11 protein-coding genes and 1 pseudogene are annotated in these 18,112 nt (G+C 39.8%); 4 read left to right on the forward strand and 8 right to left on the reverse strand.

Going from position 1 to position 18,112, the window contains the following annotated elements; translation table 11 throughout:
* Positions 1-3 precede the first annotated feature (3 nt).
* Positions 4-843 (forward strand): sugar phosphate isomerase/epimerase family protein, encoded by an 840-nt coding sequence (locus tag AC0L7T_RS17080; protein ID WP_473336880.1) that lies wholly within the window; start codon positions 4-6, stop codon positions 841-843.
* 133 nt (positions 844-976) lie between these two features.
* Here AC0L7T_RS17080 and AC0L7T_RS17085 read toward each other — a convergent pair whose 3' ends face one another.
* From AC0L7T_RS17085 to AC0L7T_RS17105, 5 genes are all read right to left on the reverse strand, one after another.
* Positions 977-2,443 (reverse strand): sodium:solute symporter family protein, encoded by a 1,467-nt coding sequence (locus AC0L7T_RS17085; protein ID WP_473336882.1) that lies wholly within the window; start codon positions 2,441-2,443, stop codon positions 977-979.
* A gap of 79 nt (positions 2,444-2,522) precedes the next feature.
* Positions 2,523-3,866, reverse strand: coding sequence for a Gfo/Idh/MocA family protein (locus AC0L7T_RS17090; RefSeq protein ID WP_473336884.1), 1,344 nt, complete (start codon positions 3,864-3,866; stop codon positions 2,523-2,525).
* Between the two features lie 16 nt (positions 3,867-3,882).
* On the reverse strand, positions 3,883-4,923 hold the full coding sequence (locus AC0L7T_RS17095) for a Gfo/Idh/MocA family protein (RefSeq protein WP_473336885.1): 1,041 nt from the start codon (positions 4,921-4,923) through the stop codon (positions 3,883-3,885).
* A gap of 402 nt (positions 4,924-5,325) precedes the next feature.
* Complete coding sequence (locus AC0L7T_RS17100; protein WP_473336887.1) at positions 5,326-6,048, reverse strand: SDR family oxidoreductase; 723 nt, start codon at positions 6,046-6,048, stop codon at positions 5,326-5,328.
* Between the two features lie 64 nt (positions 6,049-6,112).
* Complete coding sequence (locus tag AC0L7T_RS17105; protein WP_473336890.1) at positions 6,113-6,391, reverse strand: YtxH domain-containing protein; 279 nt, start codon at positions 6,389-6,391, stop codon at positions 6,113-6,115.
* 252 nt (positions 6,392-6,643) lie between these two features.
* Between AC0L7T_RS17105 and AC0L7T_RS17110 the strand changes: the two genes are divergently transcribed.
* The gene (locus tag AC0L7T_RS17110; protein ID WP_473336891.1) at positions 6,644-8,488 is read left to right on the forward strand and encodes an alkaline phosphatase; all 1,845 of its coding nucleotides are present in this window, start codon (positions 6,644-6,646) and stop codon (positions 8,486-8,488) included.
* 118 nt (positions 8,489-8,606) lie between these two features.
* A complete protein-coding gene (locus tag AC0L7T_RS17115; RefSeq protein WP_473336893.1) occupies positions 8,607-9,788 on the forward strand; it encodes a lactonase family protein in 1,182 nt (393 codons plus the stop codon).
* Between the two features lie 152 nt (positions 9,789-9,940).
* Here AC0L7T_RS17115 and AC0L7T_RS17120 read toward each other — a convergent pair.
* Together AC0L7T_RS17120 and AC0L7T_RS17125 are read right to left on the reverse strand one after the other, a co-directional pair.
* Positions 9,941-11,095, reverse strand: a pseudogene (locus AC0L7T_RS17120) (sialidase family protein).
* A gap of 195 nt (positions 11,096-11,290) precedes the next feature.
* The gene (locus tag AC0L7T_RS17125; protein ID WP_473336894.1) at positions 11,291-14,104 is read right to left on the reverse strand and encodes a M16 family metallopeptidase; all 2,814 of its coding nucleotides are present in this window, start codon (positions 14,102-14,104) and stop codon (positions 11,291-11,293) included.
* A gap of 258 nt (positions 14,105-14,362) precedes the next feature.
* On the opposite strand from AC0L7T_RS17125, the gene AC0L7T_RS17130 reads away from it, so the two are divergent.
* Positions 14,363-15,565, forward strand: coding sequence for a DUF6807 domain-containing protein (locus tag AC0L7T_RS17130; protein WP_473336896.1), 1,203 nt, complete (start codon positions 14,363-14,365; stop codon positions 15,563-15,565).
* A 92-nt stretch (positions 15,566-15,657) separates the two neighbouring features.
* On the opposite strand, the gene AC0L7T_RS17135 is transcribed toward AC0L7T_RS17130, so the two are convergent.
* Positions 15,658-18,012 (reverse strand): TonB-dependent receptor, encoded by a 2,355-nt coding sequence (locus AC0L7T_RS17135; RefSeq protein ID WP_473336898.1) that lies wholly within the window; start codon positions 18,010-18,012, stop codon positions 15,658-15,660.
* Positions 18,013-18,112: the final 100 nt, after the last annotated feature.

The following is an 18,112-nucleotide window of genomic DNA, read 5'->3' on the forward strand; positions in this document are numbered from 1 at the left end:
CCTATGAACATTAAATCACTAAAAATTAGCATGTTGGCTCTCTTTATGGTACTTGCCATGCAAGTTCAAGCCCAAGAGGGACTTCCTAAAGGATGGAAAGTAGGCAGTCAGGCTTACACTTTTAGGCTTTTTTCACTTGAAGAAACCCTCGAAAAATTGAATAGTATTGGGGTGAAATATGTAGAAATGTACCCTGGTCAGAAAATAAGTAAATCCGGCAATGAAACTACTGATTTTAAAGGCATAACTGCTGATGGAAAAGCAAAAATCAAAGCCCTATTAAAAAAATATGACATAGAAGCTGTAGGCTATGGGGTAGTCAATGCCAGCGATGAGGACTTGCCCAAATTATTTGATTTTGCAAAAGAATTGGGAATAGGAATTCTCACATCAGAGGCAAAGCCCAATCAATTTGACCAAATTGAAAAGCTTTGTGAGGAATACCAAATCAAACTTGCTTTACACAACCATCCGGTACCTTCTTATTATTGGCATCCAGAGGTTGCCTCCAGAATGCTGGAGGGAAGATCGGAATTAATGGGTGTATGTGCGGATATTGGCCACTGGGTAAGATCAGGCCTCAACCCTGTCGATTGTCTTAAACAATTGGAAGGTAGAGTTATCAGCCTTCATATAAAAGATTTAAACAAATTTGGAGTCAGAGAGGCACATGACCTCCCTTGGGGAACAGGCAACAGCAATGTAGCTGGAGTACTTCATGAATTGCATAGACAAGGATTTGAAGGAGCATTCTCTGCAGAATACGAACACAATTGGGAGAATAATCTTCCTGATGTGGAAGAAAGCATTGCCTATTTTAAGCGTGTAGCTGCTCAGTTGTAGGTATTAAATGCTTTGTCTTGATCGGAATTCACCTTTGGGAAGCCCGGTTCAATGATGACAAATCAGCTATAAAAAGAGGGGCCAGTTCGATAAAGTGGCCCCTCTTAATATTAATAACCTAAACATTTTGTTTTTACTCGTGAGAAATGTCTTCAATCATTTTCTTAACCTTTTCAGGTACATTGTCACGCTCAATAAAGCCAATAAGAATATAAGTGAAAGTAGAACTTAACACTGGTAAACTTATTTCAAGCGCCAGGCTACCAATTTCTACATTTTTAGTAATTACGAATGCAGCAAGGCCAACCAATATTGATCCAATGGCAGCTTTAGGTCCACAAGACTTGAACCAAGGAATCAGGCCAAACAACATTGGAACAGCGATAGGCCCTACCAAAGCAGCAAACCAGCTAATGATCAAACCAAGTACTCCTCCGAATTTTTCAAATTGCAAAGCAACTAAAATGGTCCCTAGCGTGAACACGAAGGTGGTAATCCTTGCCGTCAATAGTGAAGATTTACCATGACTGAATTTTTTGCTAATCGCAGGAAGAATATCACGGGTGATTACCGCTGAGATGGTATTGATATCCGAAGAAGTCATGGACATGGTATTGGCGAAAAGCGAAGCGATCACCAAACCGATCAAACCAACTGGCAATAATTCCATGGTCAAAATTCCGTAAGACTGCGTAGGGTCTTCCAAATTTGGTAAGATCACAGGCGCTGCCCACATTGGGAAAAACAATATTAAGGGCCATACGATATAAAGTATACCAGATAATCTGGCCGCTTTAGTTGCTTGTTGTTCTGTGGGTGATGAGATGTACCTGGTGGCCAAATTCCATTGACCTCCGTTGTAGGAAAGAAAATTGATAAACAAAAACAAGAGTGCAAAACCAACGGTATACGGCTCATTAAAGGCGTCACCATTTCCTTCAGGCAACTGATCCCAGATGGTGAATACACTTTCGATTCCTCCTAATTTTTCGATAACGACATAAAACATTACCAGGCCAGCTATTATCTGAACGATAAACTGAGCAAAATCTGTGATGATAACTGCCCATAAACCACCAAAAGTAATGTACATCAATGATATACCACCGGAAATAAGAATGCCCCAGGTAAGGGAAATTCCGGTAAATACATTAAGTAGAATAGCAATGGCAGCCCACTTTGCACCAATGTCAAATAGTTTTAGAATAACTCCACTCCAAGCCATCAATTGTTGGGTGGCAAGATTGTAACGGCGTTCGAGAAATTCCAGAGGAGATTGGATTTTATACAGTTTTCTTAATCGCACCCAATATACTGGGAAAATCTTTGCGGACACGACCACAGATAAACCGATACCCAGTGCCCACCATATATAAACAGAAAAACCATGGGTATAGGCCAAGCCTGCATAGGCGACAAATACTGCGCCGCTGTAGCCTGATACATGATGAGATATTCCTGACAGCCACCAGGGAAGCTTGCCACCTGCTACGAAATAATCTTCAGCATCATTGTTTCTGAAATAGGACCATACGCCTATGACCAGCATCAATAAAAAGAATACCCCAATAACGATCAGGTCAATGGTACTTAATTCCATGTAAGAAAATTTAGGTGATTAATTGGTAAAAAGGCCAAACCAATATGGTTTGGCCTTACTGTTTGATTAAATACCAGTATTAAACTGTTGGCTCCCATCCTGGCTCATATTCTCTTTTCCAAAGCTCCATTGCTTTTGGATCGTATTTAATATTACCATTTGAAGAATCTACATGTAAGGTCCTACCGATACGCTGAGAGATATTACCCAACTGCAATAGCAAAGTACTTTGGTGAGCACCTACAATTTCGGATCTCACTTCTATTCCATTTGTAATCCCATCAAAAAAGTTTTGAATGTGAAGTGCATCCAAAGCTTGCGCAGGATTAGAGGTATTGGTAGGGTCAATTACTTGATCATTTTTAACCTCTTTAACCAATTCATCTTTAAGGTTGAAAATCTTGTAAGAATTTCCTCCTTCAATCAATAGGCTTCCTTCTTCGCCATAAAACAAAGTACCTACATTTCCGCTCTCAATTTTCTTTCCGTTACAGCTTCTACCTTCCCAGGTGATCATGGATTTGTTGTCAAATTCCATATTGATAATTTGCGTATCAGGAGTTTGCCAATCGTCATTGTACCTGTATCTTCCACCTGAAGAGTTTACTTTGTTAGGGTATTCTACTTGTAATCCCCAACGCGCAAGATCCACCATGTGGGTACCATTGTTTAGTGCTTCACCAGTTCCCCAGTTCCAAAACCAATGCCAGTTATAATGGATTAAATTGTCTCTATAGGCTTCTCTAGGAGCTGGTCCCTGCCATAATTCAAAGTCCAACCATTCAGGAACTGGAACTTGCTTACCGTTACCGATGGGTGCTCTGTTGTTAGCGTACCAGGTTTTTGCCATATAAGGTCTTCCGATAACCCCGTTGTGAAGCTCTTCAATTCCTTTAATTACATTTGGCCAGGAACGTCTTTGGTTACCTACCTGAACGACTTTATTGTATTTCTTTTGAGCTGCCATTAGCAATTCTCCTTCATGAGGATTGTGCGCACAAGGTTTTTCTACATATACATGTTTCCCGGCTTTCAAGCCCAAAATGGCTGCGGGTGCATGCCAGTGATCAGGAGCGGTTACGATCAAGGCATCAACATCTTTGTCTTCAAGGACCTTTCTTATATCCTTTTCAATTTTTGGCCTTCTGCCTTGAATATCATAAACAGATCCAGCAAATTTTTCCGCTGCCCTTATGTCTACATCACAGCTATAAATTACATCGCATTGCTTCTGGCTAGCAAAGTTGGTTCCAACAGCATGGCCCCTGCTTACTACTCCCATACTTGCTACATTGATACGGTCATTCGCACCAATGATCTTTCCATAACTCTTTGCAGACATACCAGGTAGCATCCCTCCCACTGTAGCGAATGTTGCTCCAGCGATAGCCTTTTTCACAAAAGTTCTTCTACTATTTTTCATATTGAATGGTAATTATTTAAATTTTAATTTTTAAGGCATCTCTTTTTCCTTTGGCCAAAACAGCCTCGAGGGAAACAGATCGTCCATTCATTTTCTTGCTCTCATCAGCAGCCTGCATAAAGGCGAAAATCTCAATGGTTTCCTCTTCGCTAACAGGTGATATTCCGGTGTCGAAAAATTTGGCGATTTCTACCAATAAGGGACGATAGCCACCATAGCCACCCATGTCCAGGATACCTGTTTCACCAAAAGCTTTTCCACCATAGCCACCTTTACCTGACCTGGTTCCTCTGAAAGTTCCGATTTTTCCACCTTCCCAAGTGCCTACTACTACATCAGCTCCTTCAGTATACGTTCTTTGGACAGTTTTACAACCAGACCCCATCAAGCTATAAAGTGTTTCCACACCATGTATTCCATACCAAAATAAATCCGGATGAGTAACTTCATATTTAGCTGGGCTAAATGCATCTGCACCAAACACCTCACCAATTTCACCGTTTCTTACAGCAACTGCATTCTCCATAAATCTTAAAGAACTACTGGAGAAAACCGGCACATTGTATTTTTTAGCAGCAGCAAATATTGCGATTGCATCTGGCAAAGAAGCCGCTATCGGTTTGTCGATAAATACTGTTTTACCTGATTTAAAAACTTCCAATGCTTGCTCTAAGTGAAGTCTGCCATCATTTGTTTCCAATAAGATTACATCTACTTTATCAAGAAGGGAAGCTATAGAGTCCACAATTTCAACACCAAGCTTTTTAACGTCCTCTATGTAACCAGGTATTCTTTCTACAGATGTTGCAATGTCCTTACTACCATGAGGATAGGCAGCAACAACCTTATAACCACCCAAATCTGAAGCAGCATCTGAAGCATTAAAGGCTTTGGCAAACGCAATACTGTGCGAGGTGTCAAGTCCTATTATTCCAACACTTTTGTTTCGTTTAACAGATGGGGCGCCAAATGAAAGGGTTGACGTGGCCAATCCAAGGCCAAGTCCAGCCACTGCAGCTTTTCCCATAAAATCTCTTCGTTTAATCAATGTGTCCATAAATTGTATGTAATACTTAAAATAAATTGTTGACTTATTTTGCGATTTTAATTTGGCCTATTAAAATCTAATCAAACAATTTACTAAAAAATTTAAAAAAGTCGGGATTGATTTTACATGAAATACATATTAAAGGCTATCTGAATGGACGGCAGGACAAGTAGCAATGTGAAAACAACAGGTAATACACTATAATTCAATGAATTACCCTATATATTTTAATCATGAAATAATCGGCATTATTTCATGAACGGAACTAAAAAAATGTAAGCAACATAAAAATACCGGCCATTATAGAAAATTAGCCGGTATCTTAATGTAATTAAATGTGAAATTTTGTATAAAGCTTTCAGCCATCCAATTTGACACAGAAATGGGTCGAATCTTGATAACATCAAAAAACTATTTCTTTGGTGTTTGGGATGGCCTAACTTCAATTTTACTAGGAAGCGTTCTAGCGTCAAGTTTAAACAGTCCTACAACCATTTCTCCAATGTCTTCTTTTTGAATTTTCCAGGCATCACTATCATCCACCTTGTGGTCGTTAAAGCCAGTAGCTACTGAACCTGGCATTATTGTACTTACGCGTATTCCATCTTGCCTTAAATCCAGCATCACGGCCTGAGTAAATCCAGTCAATCCAAACTTACTGGCATTATAGGCAGATCCACCAGCGAAAAAGTTTGTGCCTGCCAAACTTGAAATCGTCAAAAAGAAACCTTTTGTTGCTTTCAAAGCTTCAACAGAAGCTTTTATACCATAAAACACCCCCGTTAAGTTAGTGTCAATCGTATCTTGCCACTGTTCGGGACTTAAATCTTGTATGGGTGCAAAATGACCAACTCCTGCATTTGCTACAAAGTAATCCAATTTACCCCATTCCTTAAGCACTTTGGCAACCACCTCTTTTTGGGCATTAAAATCCTTTACATCCATCTCCAAAGCCATTATTTTCCCTTTGGATTTATCCATTTTTCGGATTTTTACTGCAGCTTCTTCAGCCCGATTTAAAGACCGGCTGGTAATCGCCACATTTACACCTTCGGCTACCAATGCTTGCGCAATGCCAAATCCAATTCCTGTGTTTCCACCCGTAATAAGGGCTGTTGTGTTTTGTAAATTCATATGATTAAAATTTAAATAAAAAAAAGGCCAATGTTATCCATTGGCCTCATAACAATAAAAAAATTTACTTGGTTTTCTCTTTCGCTTCTGCAATCAAGCTTTTTCCTTTACTCTTTGTTTCCTCGGCTACAGAGGCTATATTTTTATTCATTTTGTCCAATTTTTCGTTCATTCCTTTTACAAAATGGTCAAATTGTCCATTGATATCTTTCAAATAACCTTCGCCTTTCTGAGATAGTTTTTTTCTTGTTGTTTTGCCTTTTTCAGGTGCAATCAACAATCCAATTTGTACCCCTATTGCAACTCCTGCCAATGTCCCTAAAATTATTTTCGCTGATTTCATAATGTCTTTATAATTGTGGTTTAAAATTTAAAAGCTTAGCACTTTTTACTAAAATGCTATGTATGATATGTTACAAGTTTTATACCAAAGTGATATTAATTTTAAAAAAATATGGTTTTATCTGAAAAAAAAATTCTTAACAACAATTCCAAGGTCAGAAACACTCCCAAAACTAAAAATAAAGCCAACTTTAAACCTTAAATCGGTTCATAAATTATAATTTAGCATGAAATTTTCAAAACCATCCCTACGATGCATTCAAAAAAGCAAAAGACAATTTTAAGGGTTATTATAGGCTATATCTTAATAGTATTGACCCCAATAGCAAGCTTTGGGCAAGAAGGTAAAATACACAGCCATAATGATTACCTACACAAGGCACCTTTTTGGGAGGCTTATGCCAATGATGCGGCATCCATAGAAGCAGATGTAATCCTTCAGAATGGCACTTTATATGTAGCACATGAGAAAGATAGTATAAAGGAAGGACAAACCTTGAGCTCCCTATATTTAGATCCTATGCTGAAAGCCAAAAATCTTGGCATAGGAACACAAAAACCAATTATTCTTCTTGTTGACATTAAAACAGAAGCTTATTCCACATTAGACAAGGTGTTAGAAGCTATAAAACCTTATGGAATGCTGTGGGAAGATCAGGACAATCCATTTGTTAAAATTGTTATTTCTGGAAACCGACCAAAAGTAGCGGACTATAACAATTACCCTTTCCCAGTATTTTTTGACTATCAAAGTATAAAAGAGACTTCCAATTTACCATTGGAAAAAATTGAACTTTTTAGTTTAAGCTTCAAAAACTTTTCGCAATGGAATGGAAAAGGTAGGCTTGTAGATGAAGACATCGAAAGGATAAAGGCTGTTCTTGAACTTGTACACGGTTTAGGGAAACCGTTCCGTTTTTGGGCTACGCCAGACAGCAAAACATCCTGGAAGGCTTTGAGTGAATTAGGAGTAGATTTTATCAATACCGATCATCCTTATGCGGCCAATGCCTATTTAAGCAATTTAAATGACCGCTATTATAAAACCCCTGAGGTAAGCAAGATCTACAAGCCAACCTTTGAAAAAGATGGAATCAGCGGTCCTGTAGACAATGTCATCCTCTTAATAGGTGATGGAAATGGGCTTGCCCAAATATCCGCTGCCATGTATGGCAATGGAAATGAGTTAACCCTAACGCAGCTCAAAAATATTGGACTGCTCAAAACCCAATCCGAAGATGATTTCACAACGGATTCTGCTGCAGCCGGTACGGCTTTGGCTACTGGCAACAAGGTTAAGAACAGAAGTGTGGGAGCACTTCCTGATGGCAGTCCTGCAAAAAATTTACCTGAGGTATTGAGTAGCCAGGGTTTTGTTACAGGCATCGTAACTACAGACAATTTAACTGGAGCTACCCCAGCGGCATTCTACGCACACAGGACAGAAAGGGACATGACCAAAGAAATTGCCAGTGACCTGTCCAGAAGTCCCTTAAATCTATTTATTGGGGCTGGAAAGAATGATTTTACAAAGTTTGAAGAGGATGAAACCTTAAATCTCAAAAAAGCTGGTTTTCATTTAACCAGTTCACTAGAAGAATTGGCAAAAAGCCATTCAGAAAGAGCTGGTTTTTTTGCTTCAGCAGACGAATTGCCTAAAGTTATGAATGGTAGAGAAGGTTACCTGAGTGCAGCTACCAAGGCTAGTCTTCAGTTTTTATCGGCCAAAAACAAGCCTTTTTTCCTTATGGTAGAAGGTGCTTTTATCGATTCAGGAGGACATATCAACGACAGTCAAACAGTAATAGAAGAAGGGATAGATTTTGACCAGGCAATAGCTGAAGCGCTCCGATTTGCTGACCAGAATGGGAGAACATTGGTAATTATCACTGCTGATCATGAAACAGGCGGAATCACTCTTCCTCAAGGCAATATGAAAAGCCATAAGGTTGAACTTGAATTTTCTACTGAAGACCATACCGCCATCATGGTTCCTATTTTTGCTTATGGCCCAAAGGCAGCCCTTTTCCGTGGGATCTATGAAAACTCTGATGTGTTTATTAAAATCAACCAGGTGCTAAGACAACAATTAAAATAATCCATTGAGGTGGGTAATCCTATCCTATTGTCCTGATATTGGAGGAATTTCTTGGTAGGGAGGTTAAAGGGAACCACAATTCTTATTGATTAGTCCGGGTTTAATATTATATTCGAAGATGAAGTACGAAATTGATAACTTGTCAACTACCAGGTGGGTAAGACAAGTCGGTATTGTTTTATTGCTTGTTTTATTTAGTTTTCCCCACTTCCTTATGGCCCAAAAATCCAAAGAAATTATCTACGTCGGTACCTATAGCCAAAACAATAGTGAAGGCATATATGTACTTGAATTTGACAGAGAAAATCTGACCACCACTACCGTACAGACGGTCCATGACAAAGAAAGTCCTACCTTTCTGGCCTTGCACCCCAACAAGAAGTTTTTATATGCTGCATATAGGGAAGGTAAAGATGCCAAGGATGAAGCAGGAACGGTGGTCGCTTATTCCATTGCTTCAGGTACGGGTAAACTCACTAAAATCAATGAAGTTTCCTCCGTAGGGGCCAGTCCCTGCCATATTAGCGTAGACCCCACAGGAAATGTTGTGTTCCTGTCTCATTATAAGGGAGGGAATTTGTCCACATTTAAAATCCTGGAAAATGGAGGTATAAGTGAAGCGGCATCATTTATTCAACATACAGGTAAAAGTGTTCATGCCAACCAAACAACCGCCCATATGCATGCCATGATTCCATCCACAGATGGTCAATGGGTATACGCTTCGGATTTAGGAATTGATCAGATTTTAAAATACAAGGTTAATAAGGCCAATGGTTCGGTTGACGAGAATCCTGTGATTGTTCAAACCTCACCAGGTGCAGGTCCCAGGCATTTCGTATTCCACCCTAGCCTTCCCTATGCTTATTCCTTAGAGGAGTTGAGCAATACAGTAAGTGTTTACAGCTTGGATGAGACCAATGGCGATCTAAGTCCCATTGGTCGGATCGACATGCTAAATGACAAACTTCACAGTGATTACAATGCGGGAGCAGACATCCATTTCTCAAAGGATGGTCAATGGTTGTATGCAAGTAACCGCGGTCAGGACAATCTAGTGGTCTACAAAGTAGACCAAAGCAACGGCTTACTAGAAACCCAGGGACATGTTCCTTCAGGTGGCAAACACCCTAGAAATTTCAAGGTAGATGAAAAAGGTGATTTTGTTTTTGTAGCCAATATGGAAACAGACAATATTGCTGTTTTCAATGTAGACCACAAAACTGGAATGCTTGAAGCTACCGGTAAAAACATAGAAATTCCAAGACCAGTTTTTATCGAACAATTGTTTATTGAGTAATTTTTTCTCACTAATTCCTAAAAGGAAAAAAAAAATTGGCTTTGCTGTCAGTTAGCTGCCTAACGTTACTTATTAAAGTCTTTTAATTCAGGTTAAAATATAAAACCACTCCCTGCCAATATGCGGGGAGTGGTTTTGTTCTTTATGTCCATTTATCGCATGTCATCTATAGACAAGCGTGCCAATACTAATTTTTGGTAAGGATTTTTTTCTCCTTTTTCATATAGGCAAAGAATTTCTCCATTGGGCAAAGCTGCCAAAGCCGAATAAGCGGAAGGGCCTTCATTGAGAACTTTTGATGCGGTCCAGGTTCTGCCACTGTCCCTACTCAGTTTGACAGTCATATTCTCTCTTTTTGTGCTTGCCGGATTGGAAAATAAAACAAGGTCTCCAGTCTTATTCCCTGGCCAGGAATACCTTAAAAAAGCTGCCTGACAAACCGGCTCAATTAAAGCGCTTGCCTCCACAGGATCAGACCAGGAAACACCACCGTCTTTGCTAACAGACAATACTCTCCTATTTTTGCCCAAATAAGACCTCATGTTCATTAATAGGGTACCATTTCCATCTGCCATTTCTATCAGCTGGCTTTCATTCATTTTGGGCTTTATCGTACCTCCAAGTTCCCAAGTAACGCCATGATCATCACTAAAGATTACATGAGCCCCATACTCATAAGGACCTCCCCTTACCTCCCCATGGATCATCATAACTGTGATTGGCCGGAATCACCAAGCGGCCTTTATCGGGCCATGTTTGATTTGTATTCCCATACCAGGACCAGTTGCATACCAACCCCAAGATGGATCCTTGGTGGTTTCAGTAATGTCTGAAGGCTCCGACCAGCTATCTCCATTATTAGTGGATTTCATCACAAATACCCTGCGGGTATCATTGCTTTTTTTGGCAATTATGTCTCCTTCATGGTCATCTCCCCTATTCCAAGTGAGTAATAGGTGGATGTCTCCAGTGGTTTCATCCAACACAGGATTTGGATTTCCACAAACAGTTTCTCCTTTATCCCATAATACTTTCTGCTTGGACCATGTATGCCCACCATCTGTAGATTTCTTCATTAAGACATCTATGTCTCCAGTGTCTGAACTTCCAGCTTTTCTCCCTTCAACAAATGCCAAGACAGAGCCATCTGCAGCTACAATGAGTGAAGGAATACGATAGGTATGGTAGCCCCCTTCTCCCGCTAGGAATAGGTCTTGCTCTGTAGCTAAATTCAATGGAATATTGTCTTTAATCTGACTAGCATCAGCGAAATAAAAAGAGATTAGCGTTATTAGAAAATTGATCATTGGGGTTTTTATAATTGTTAATTGTTAATTGTCAATTCTTGATGAAAAATAACATTTTGATAAAACAAATTGCTTTTCTGAAAAGGCCTTAGACAGCTTACTTGATTTCACCACCTTCGATAAGTTTATATTGCTGATGAATGTTACTTTTCAGCGTATTTGGGTTTGGATTAAAGCATAATTACCTTGCTTCTATTATTCTTCGAAATTGGCAGGGTACCTGGTGATTTCCAATAGATATGGCTTTTGCAAAAATTCATTGGCAGCCTGTTTAACTTCTGAAGCAGTGACACCAAGTACACGGCCCTCTGCTCCTAATACTGTATTTAAAGGGAGCCCCCCATTTATAGCAGCATTTAACTGTCCATGCCAAAAGCCATTGCGTTTTAGGTTTTCTTCCAGATCCAGGCGCTTGGTTTCCCTAACTTTTTCCAGATCAGCTTCCTCAGGTCCTTCCTCTTGAATTTTCTGAATTTGCTCCCAAACAGCTGCTTTTAACTTATCGACTGATTCAGGCCCGCAAGGAAATGAAATGGAGAAGTTAAACCTTTCTTCCGGCACTCTGCTTAAACTTCCTCTTGCCCCTACACCATACACACCTCCAATTTCTTCCCTTAATGTTTCTATTAATTTAATGGTTAGAATCTCTCCCAAATAGGAGAGCTGCTGGGATTTTTTCAAATCGTAAGTTGTTTCACCACTGAAATATAATATCACCTGACTTTTTTCGTCCACTCCCACCTTAATGGTTTCTTTTCTATCTTGAGGAGGAGTTAAACCCAAATCGATAAATTCTTCTATCTCCGTAGAATCCCCTGGCAAACTCCCTAAATATTGGGCTACCAAAGGAAGCATTTTCTCCATATCAATATTGCCTGTGAAGAGCAAGTTAAAGTCAGCTGCATTGGCAAACCTTTCCTCATAGATTTCTAGGCTTTCGCTCAGGTCTATGGAATCCAACTGTTCAGCAGTATATATACCTCTCCCTCTAGGATTACCATTACTGATTATTTCGTTTACTCGTTTATTGAACTGAAAATCAGGATTTACACTGGCACTTTCCAATTGGTTTTTCTGATTCGCTAAAAACACCTCCCAAAGTGATTTGTCCAATCTTGGTGAAGTAAAATACAAATGAATCAGTTGCAAGGCCATTTCGAAATCTCCGGGCGTTGTGGCTCCTGAGATACTCTCCGAATAAGTACTAATATTGGGCGTTACCTGAACATTTTTTCCGGCCAATACCTTTTTAAGTTGGGAAGGTGTAAAATCACCTATACCCATTATGTTTATTGCTGTGCCAGCATAATTCGCACTGTAGTGGTCCTCCAGTGAATACAAGGAAGTTCCTCCCTCGCTACTGGCAGTGAAAATTATTTCATCATTTTTAAAGTCTGTAGGCTTAAAATAAACCTTCATCCCATTGCTTAGCAACACGGTCGTAACATCCACCTCTTCATTGTGGGACACATTCATCACCTCCCCTGAATTGGGCTTGGTCAGCATCAACTCTTCTCTTACCAAGTCTTCTTTATAAGCAGTAGTTTCGATTGCGTCAGCATTTTCCAATAAAGCCAAAAGTTCAGCTTCATCCGTTAAGGTTTCTTTGTCTTTTTCCGGTGCCGTTACAATTAGGACAATGTTCTCTTTCTTGATCAGTTTACTGGCTATGCCATTTACTTCTTCGAGGGTTATTTTTGGGATGATCTCCTGATAAAAATCAAACCTGCTTTCAGGGCCATCAGCAAAGCTATTGTTGAGGAAATTTGAAACATATCTGCCGACTAAAGCCCTGGACTCCACTTTGTCCATTTCCTTATAAGACTTTTCTGAACTATTTAATAAAGAACGTTTGACCCTATCCAGTTCACTTTGTGTGAAGCCATGCTGAACAACCCTTTGGTTTTCTGTAAGAAAAGACAAAAGCCCATCTTTGAGTTTTCCAGGGCCTACAACTCCGGAAATGGTGAAGAAATCCAGCGGTTTCACCAGATTACCATACCTGGCACCAGCAAAGATAAAAGGGGCATCGGCTTTTTGCCTGATCTCATCCAACCTTTGTGTGATCATACCACCAAACATCGTTCTAAGGATTCTGCCTTTATAGTCTTTATAGGTATTGGATGGTCTGGCCTCCTGCTTGTAATAGAGCTGCACCTGTATGCCTGGTGCTTCCTCATCTGTAATGATTATTACAAAATTTTCTTTGTGGGCTGGGACATTGTAATACTCTCGGGTTCTTGCATTTACAGGGTTTTTCAAATCTGAAAAGTATTCTCTGATCAGTTCCTCTACCATGTCGGGATCCACATCTCCTACTGCAACGACAGCCATAAGATCTGGTCGGTACCAATCCTGATAAAACTGTCTGACTAGCGAATCTGCTGCATTCCTAATAATCTCCATTTTACCTATGGGCATGCGTTCTGCATAGCGACTTTCGTGAAGCAATACAGGCAGGTAAGCATCTCTTAAGCGTTGACTTACACCTTGGCCGGTTCTCCATTCCTCCACTACAATCCCCCGCTCCGCATCTATATCCTCAGCTTTCAGTAAGAGTCCTCCTGCCCAATCCCGCATTACTTGAAAACCATTGTTCAGCTTTTCTTCCTCATCTGTAGGAATCGGCAACATGTACACTGTCTCATCAAAACTTGTATAGGCATTAAGGTCACTCCCAAAGGCAACCCCTATGGATTGCAGGTAACTGATTAGTTCATTTTTTTCAAAATGCTCAGATCCATTGAAAGCCATGTGTTCTACAAAATGCGCCAGCCCTAACTGGTTCTCATTTTCCTGCATGGCACCTGCCTTTATGGCCAGGCGGAGTTCTAGCTTATTTTCAGGTTTTGGGTTGTATTGAATAAAGTATTTCAGCCCATTTTCCAAATGTCCTGTGCGTACCTTATCGTCTAAGGGTACCAATTCTTCAAGCTTATCCTGGGAATAACCTACCGACTGAATAAGGAACAATAATGACAATACTAAAAAGGGCTTTAAAATTTTCATCTGTACTAATTATATTCTGTAAGGGTTAACCCGGAATATGCAATAGACAATCTATTCTTCCTACGAAACATCAGGACGTTTCACTGTATAATCCGGCTTTTAAATTCATATAAAGAACGTAAAAAAACACCCTAATATCAATAAAAACCTATCGCCTTCCATAAAAACATACCCTGCCTGATCAATTAATAGTTGGATAAATGTCCATTCCTAACGATATTTATTTTTCTAATTATCTCGATTTATTCCACTGAAAATATGACTTTTCGATTATTTCTCCTCCCTGTTGTGCTTGTTTGGTTAACCGCCTGCTCATCAGCCCCGATTTTAAACCTTGAATTAAATGCGGATGGCATTAAGAGGGAGAATTACCCTTTGACAATTCCCTTAGATAAGGACCTGGCATTAGCCGGTGACTACTTGCTTAAAAATGAAGCAAGTGATAAAAGTTATCCAGGCCAGGTGCTCCCCTCAGGAGACCTAATGGTATTTATTGACCAAATGCCCGCTGAGACAAATGCTGTATTTGAATTGAGGGAGTCAACAGGTAATGAAAAAGGTAGGGTAACGGTTAATCAGACAGCAGAAGGGGTCGAAGTCCTATCAGATGACAAACAAGTTCTTTTTTACCAAACAGCAGTAGCCAATCCTCCCAATGGTTTGCCAGACTATTACAAGAGAAGTGGCATGATTCATCCCCTTTACAGTCCGACTGGGCAAATCCTAACCGATGCATTTCCCGCAGGACATACCCACCACCATGCTATTTTCAATGCTTGGGTAAACACAAAATTCAAAGGGGAAAAAGTAGACTTCTGGAATCAACATTCCGAAACTGGTACGGTGGAACATGTAAGTTTGAATACCGCTGAGGCGGGAGTGAGTGCAGCAGTTATCGAAAGTCAATTGCGTCATCTAAGTCTTAAGGATGGGGAAGTTCTTGGAGAAAAATGGACAATTATGGTTTACCCAACAGAGGACTATTTCCTATTTGATTTATTTTCAGAACAAACAAATACCAGTACCGACACGCTTTTCATTTTGGAATACCATTATGGAGGAATGGGATTCAGAGGAAGTAAAGAGTGGAACAATGTAGACAGCATCAACTTTACCAATACTTGGAAAATTCTCACCTCTGAGGGCCATACGAATGAAAGTGCCAATCATACTCATGCTTCTTGGGTAACTGCTTCAGGCCAAGTTGACAATAAAACTGTCGGTGTCACCGTATTTGGATTTCCTGACAATTTCAGGTATCCGCAAGCCATCCGGGTTCACCCTTCTATGCCTTATTGGGTATATGCCCCTATGGTGGATGGGGAGTTCTATATTGCTCCAGGCGCCAGTTATAAGAGCAAATTCAGGTATTATGTACCCAATGGAAAAGCCAATCAGGAGGTCATTGAAAATATCGATAAGAGTTTAAAATCTCCTGTTAAGGCCAAGTTGGTGAAGTAGTAAAGATCCAAAGAAAATTTGTCCCCTTTGTCGCACTGAATGGCAACAAAGGGGACAAAAAATAGACCTATTTCAAAAGCTTTAGCTATAGGTTAAAAATGGACCGTGTAACTCATTACTGGAAACATGGAAAGCTGAGGTATTTCATCGATTTCTTTTTTCACGTTGTTGTAGAAATAATCAATCGTGGTTTTGTTGTTGGTCAGGTTTTGAATATCCAACTTGACCTCATGGCTTAGCTTTTGTTTATTCACACGATAACTTACTGCTATATTAAGGTAAAATACATCATTTGCCTTGTTCCCCAGGTATTGACCTTCATTCTCCACTTGCTTTTCCTGTACTCTGGATTCCTCCAAATCAATAGAAGTATACCTTCGACCTCCCAATAGGGTAACTCTTGAGTTTATTCCAATGGTTTTGTCATTGGAATTTTTTCGCCCCACAGTAAATTCCTTTCCAAACAGAAAGTTACCTACATAATTCCCATTGTATCTCGAATTTTTCCAGTCACCACCTTTGGCTTTGTATTGTGAATCATAAAGGGAAGTTGTAAACAGGAAATAATATTGATTGCTAAAATACCGCTCCAGGGTAACTTCTAAACCAATATTCTTTCCCTCCCCTTCATTCACCATGGCTTTGTCTACAAAATAGTCATCCTGATTGATTAAAGAATAGAGACTCCCTACTTTGTCCTCAACTGGGATGTTATACAAATGCTGGTAGTAGGCTTCAACCTTTAAAAACAAGTTGCTATTTAATAAATTCTCATAGCCCAAGACATAGTGGGAAGCCTGCATCAACTCCAAATGTTTGTTGGGCATAGCATAATTGCCATTGGGCTGATAAACCAGCGCATAATGATTTGGTAGAGATGCCATTTTACTATGTAAGCCAAAAGCGGCATTTATATTTTGTGTTTCATCCAATTGGTATTTCAAAGCCAACCTAGGTTCCAGATAAACCTTGTCATTCAAGCTACTTTTGGAAACATGCACCCCATTTACCGCAGTTAGCAATTCTGAAATCCTCCATTTCCAGCTGAAATAACCCTCACTAAAATCAGCAGCGCCTTTATTCTCCTGGCCTTTTAAATATTGGTTTTCAGGAATGCTGAAATAGCTATTTTCAAAATCAAAATTGCTATGTGCATACATTAGCCCTACTTGAAAATTGTGCTTGGAATTAATTTTATGGTGTAATGTGGACAATACCCGAGACGTTTGGTTGTTCAACCCAGCGTTATAAAATTCTTTTAATATTTCCTCTTCATAGGGCCTTTTTTCGATCAATTCACTCCCATTAAAGCCATAAGAGACAATCGATTTTAAGTAGGTATTGCTACCCAAAGGAATAAAATGCTTGAGCCCTGTAACAGCCAGTTGACTGTGTTGGGAACCATCCTCCAGGATGATCTCTTCGTCTTCCTCGTCCGTGGTGACAAAACCTATTTTACTTGCTCCCCCTAATCCAAACAAGGTGAAGATTCCCGCTTTTTCGGTTGGAAAATAGAACTTAAAACTTAAATCCTGATACCTAGGCACACCACCAAAGTCCACTAAGCCTACGTCATCCAATAAGGAAAGAGTGGAGTAACGATAGTTTACCAAATAGCTGCTTTTGTTCTTTTTACTGATGGGTCCTTCGGCTGTAAAATCCAAGCCCAGAACGCCTAATGAGAAACTATATTCCTGTTTTTCATCATTTCCTTTTCTGAGTTTCATGTCAAAAATACCCGATAATGCATTGCCGTATTGAGAAGCAAAAGCACCTGAATAAAACTCTGAATTGGCCAACATTTGGCTGTTCAGCGCATTGATAGGGCCGCCTGTCAATCCCTCAATGGCAAAATGATTTGGGTTAGGGATTTCAATGTCTTCCAATCTCCACTGTATAAAACGAGGGTTATTTCCTCGCACGATGATGTCATTGTTTCCAGAACCTTCATTGATTATTCCCGCAAAGGAAGACACAAGCCTTGCCGGATCACTAATCGCTCCTGCATGCCGCTTCGATTCTTCAATGGAAAGTTGCTTGGTGGAACTTATCGCCATCTCATTGGTAGATTCACCTCTTTTGTAAGCCCTAATTTCCACCTGATCCAATTGCTGAAAGGATTCTTTCATCTCTATGTTTAACACAGTCTCCTTACCGGATATCAGTAAAATATTTGGAACGGTTACCCTTTCATAGCCCAAACTAGAAACTGCCAGGGTAATACGTCCTACCGCTACATTCTCAATTTTAAAATTTCCATCAATATCAGAGGTCACTCCAATTAATGGATTAGAATTGTCTATCGTGATATTTGCAAAAGGAATAGCACTTTTGCTGTCAGTATCCACAACTCTCCCTCTTATTGTTTGATTAGGGCTTTGTGCAGAAACTGCATTCACTATTAAAAAAGCGGCAAAAATAAACAGGCCAAATACTCCAGTTTTCATAAGATAAGTTTCTTTTGTTTATCTAATGACAACCGAATGCCTATTACCCCCTAGTGATAAATAAAAAATATTGAGATTGAGTGAATCCCATTGTTTGAGT

Source organism: Cyclobacterium sp. 10D3-21 (assembly GCF_055809755.1).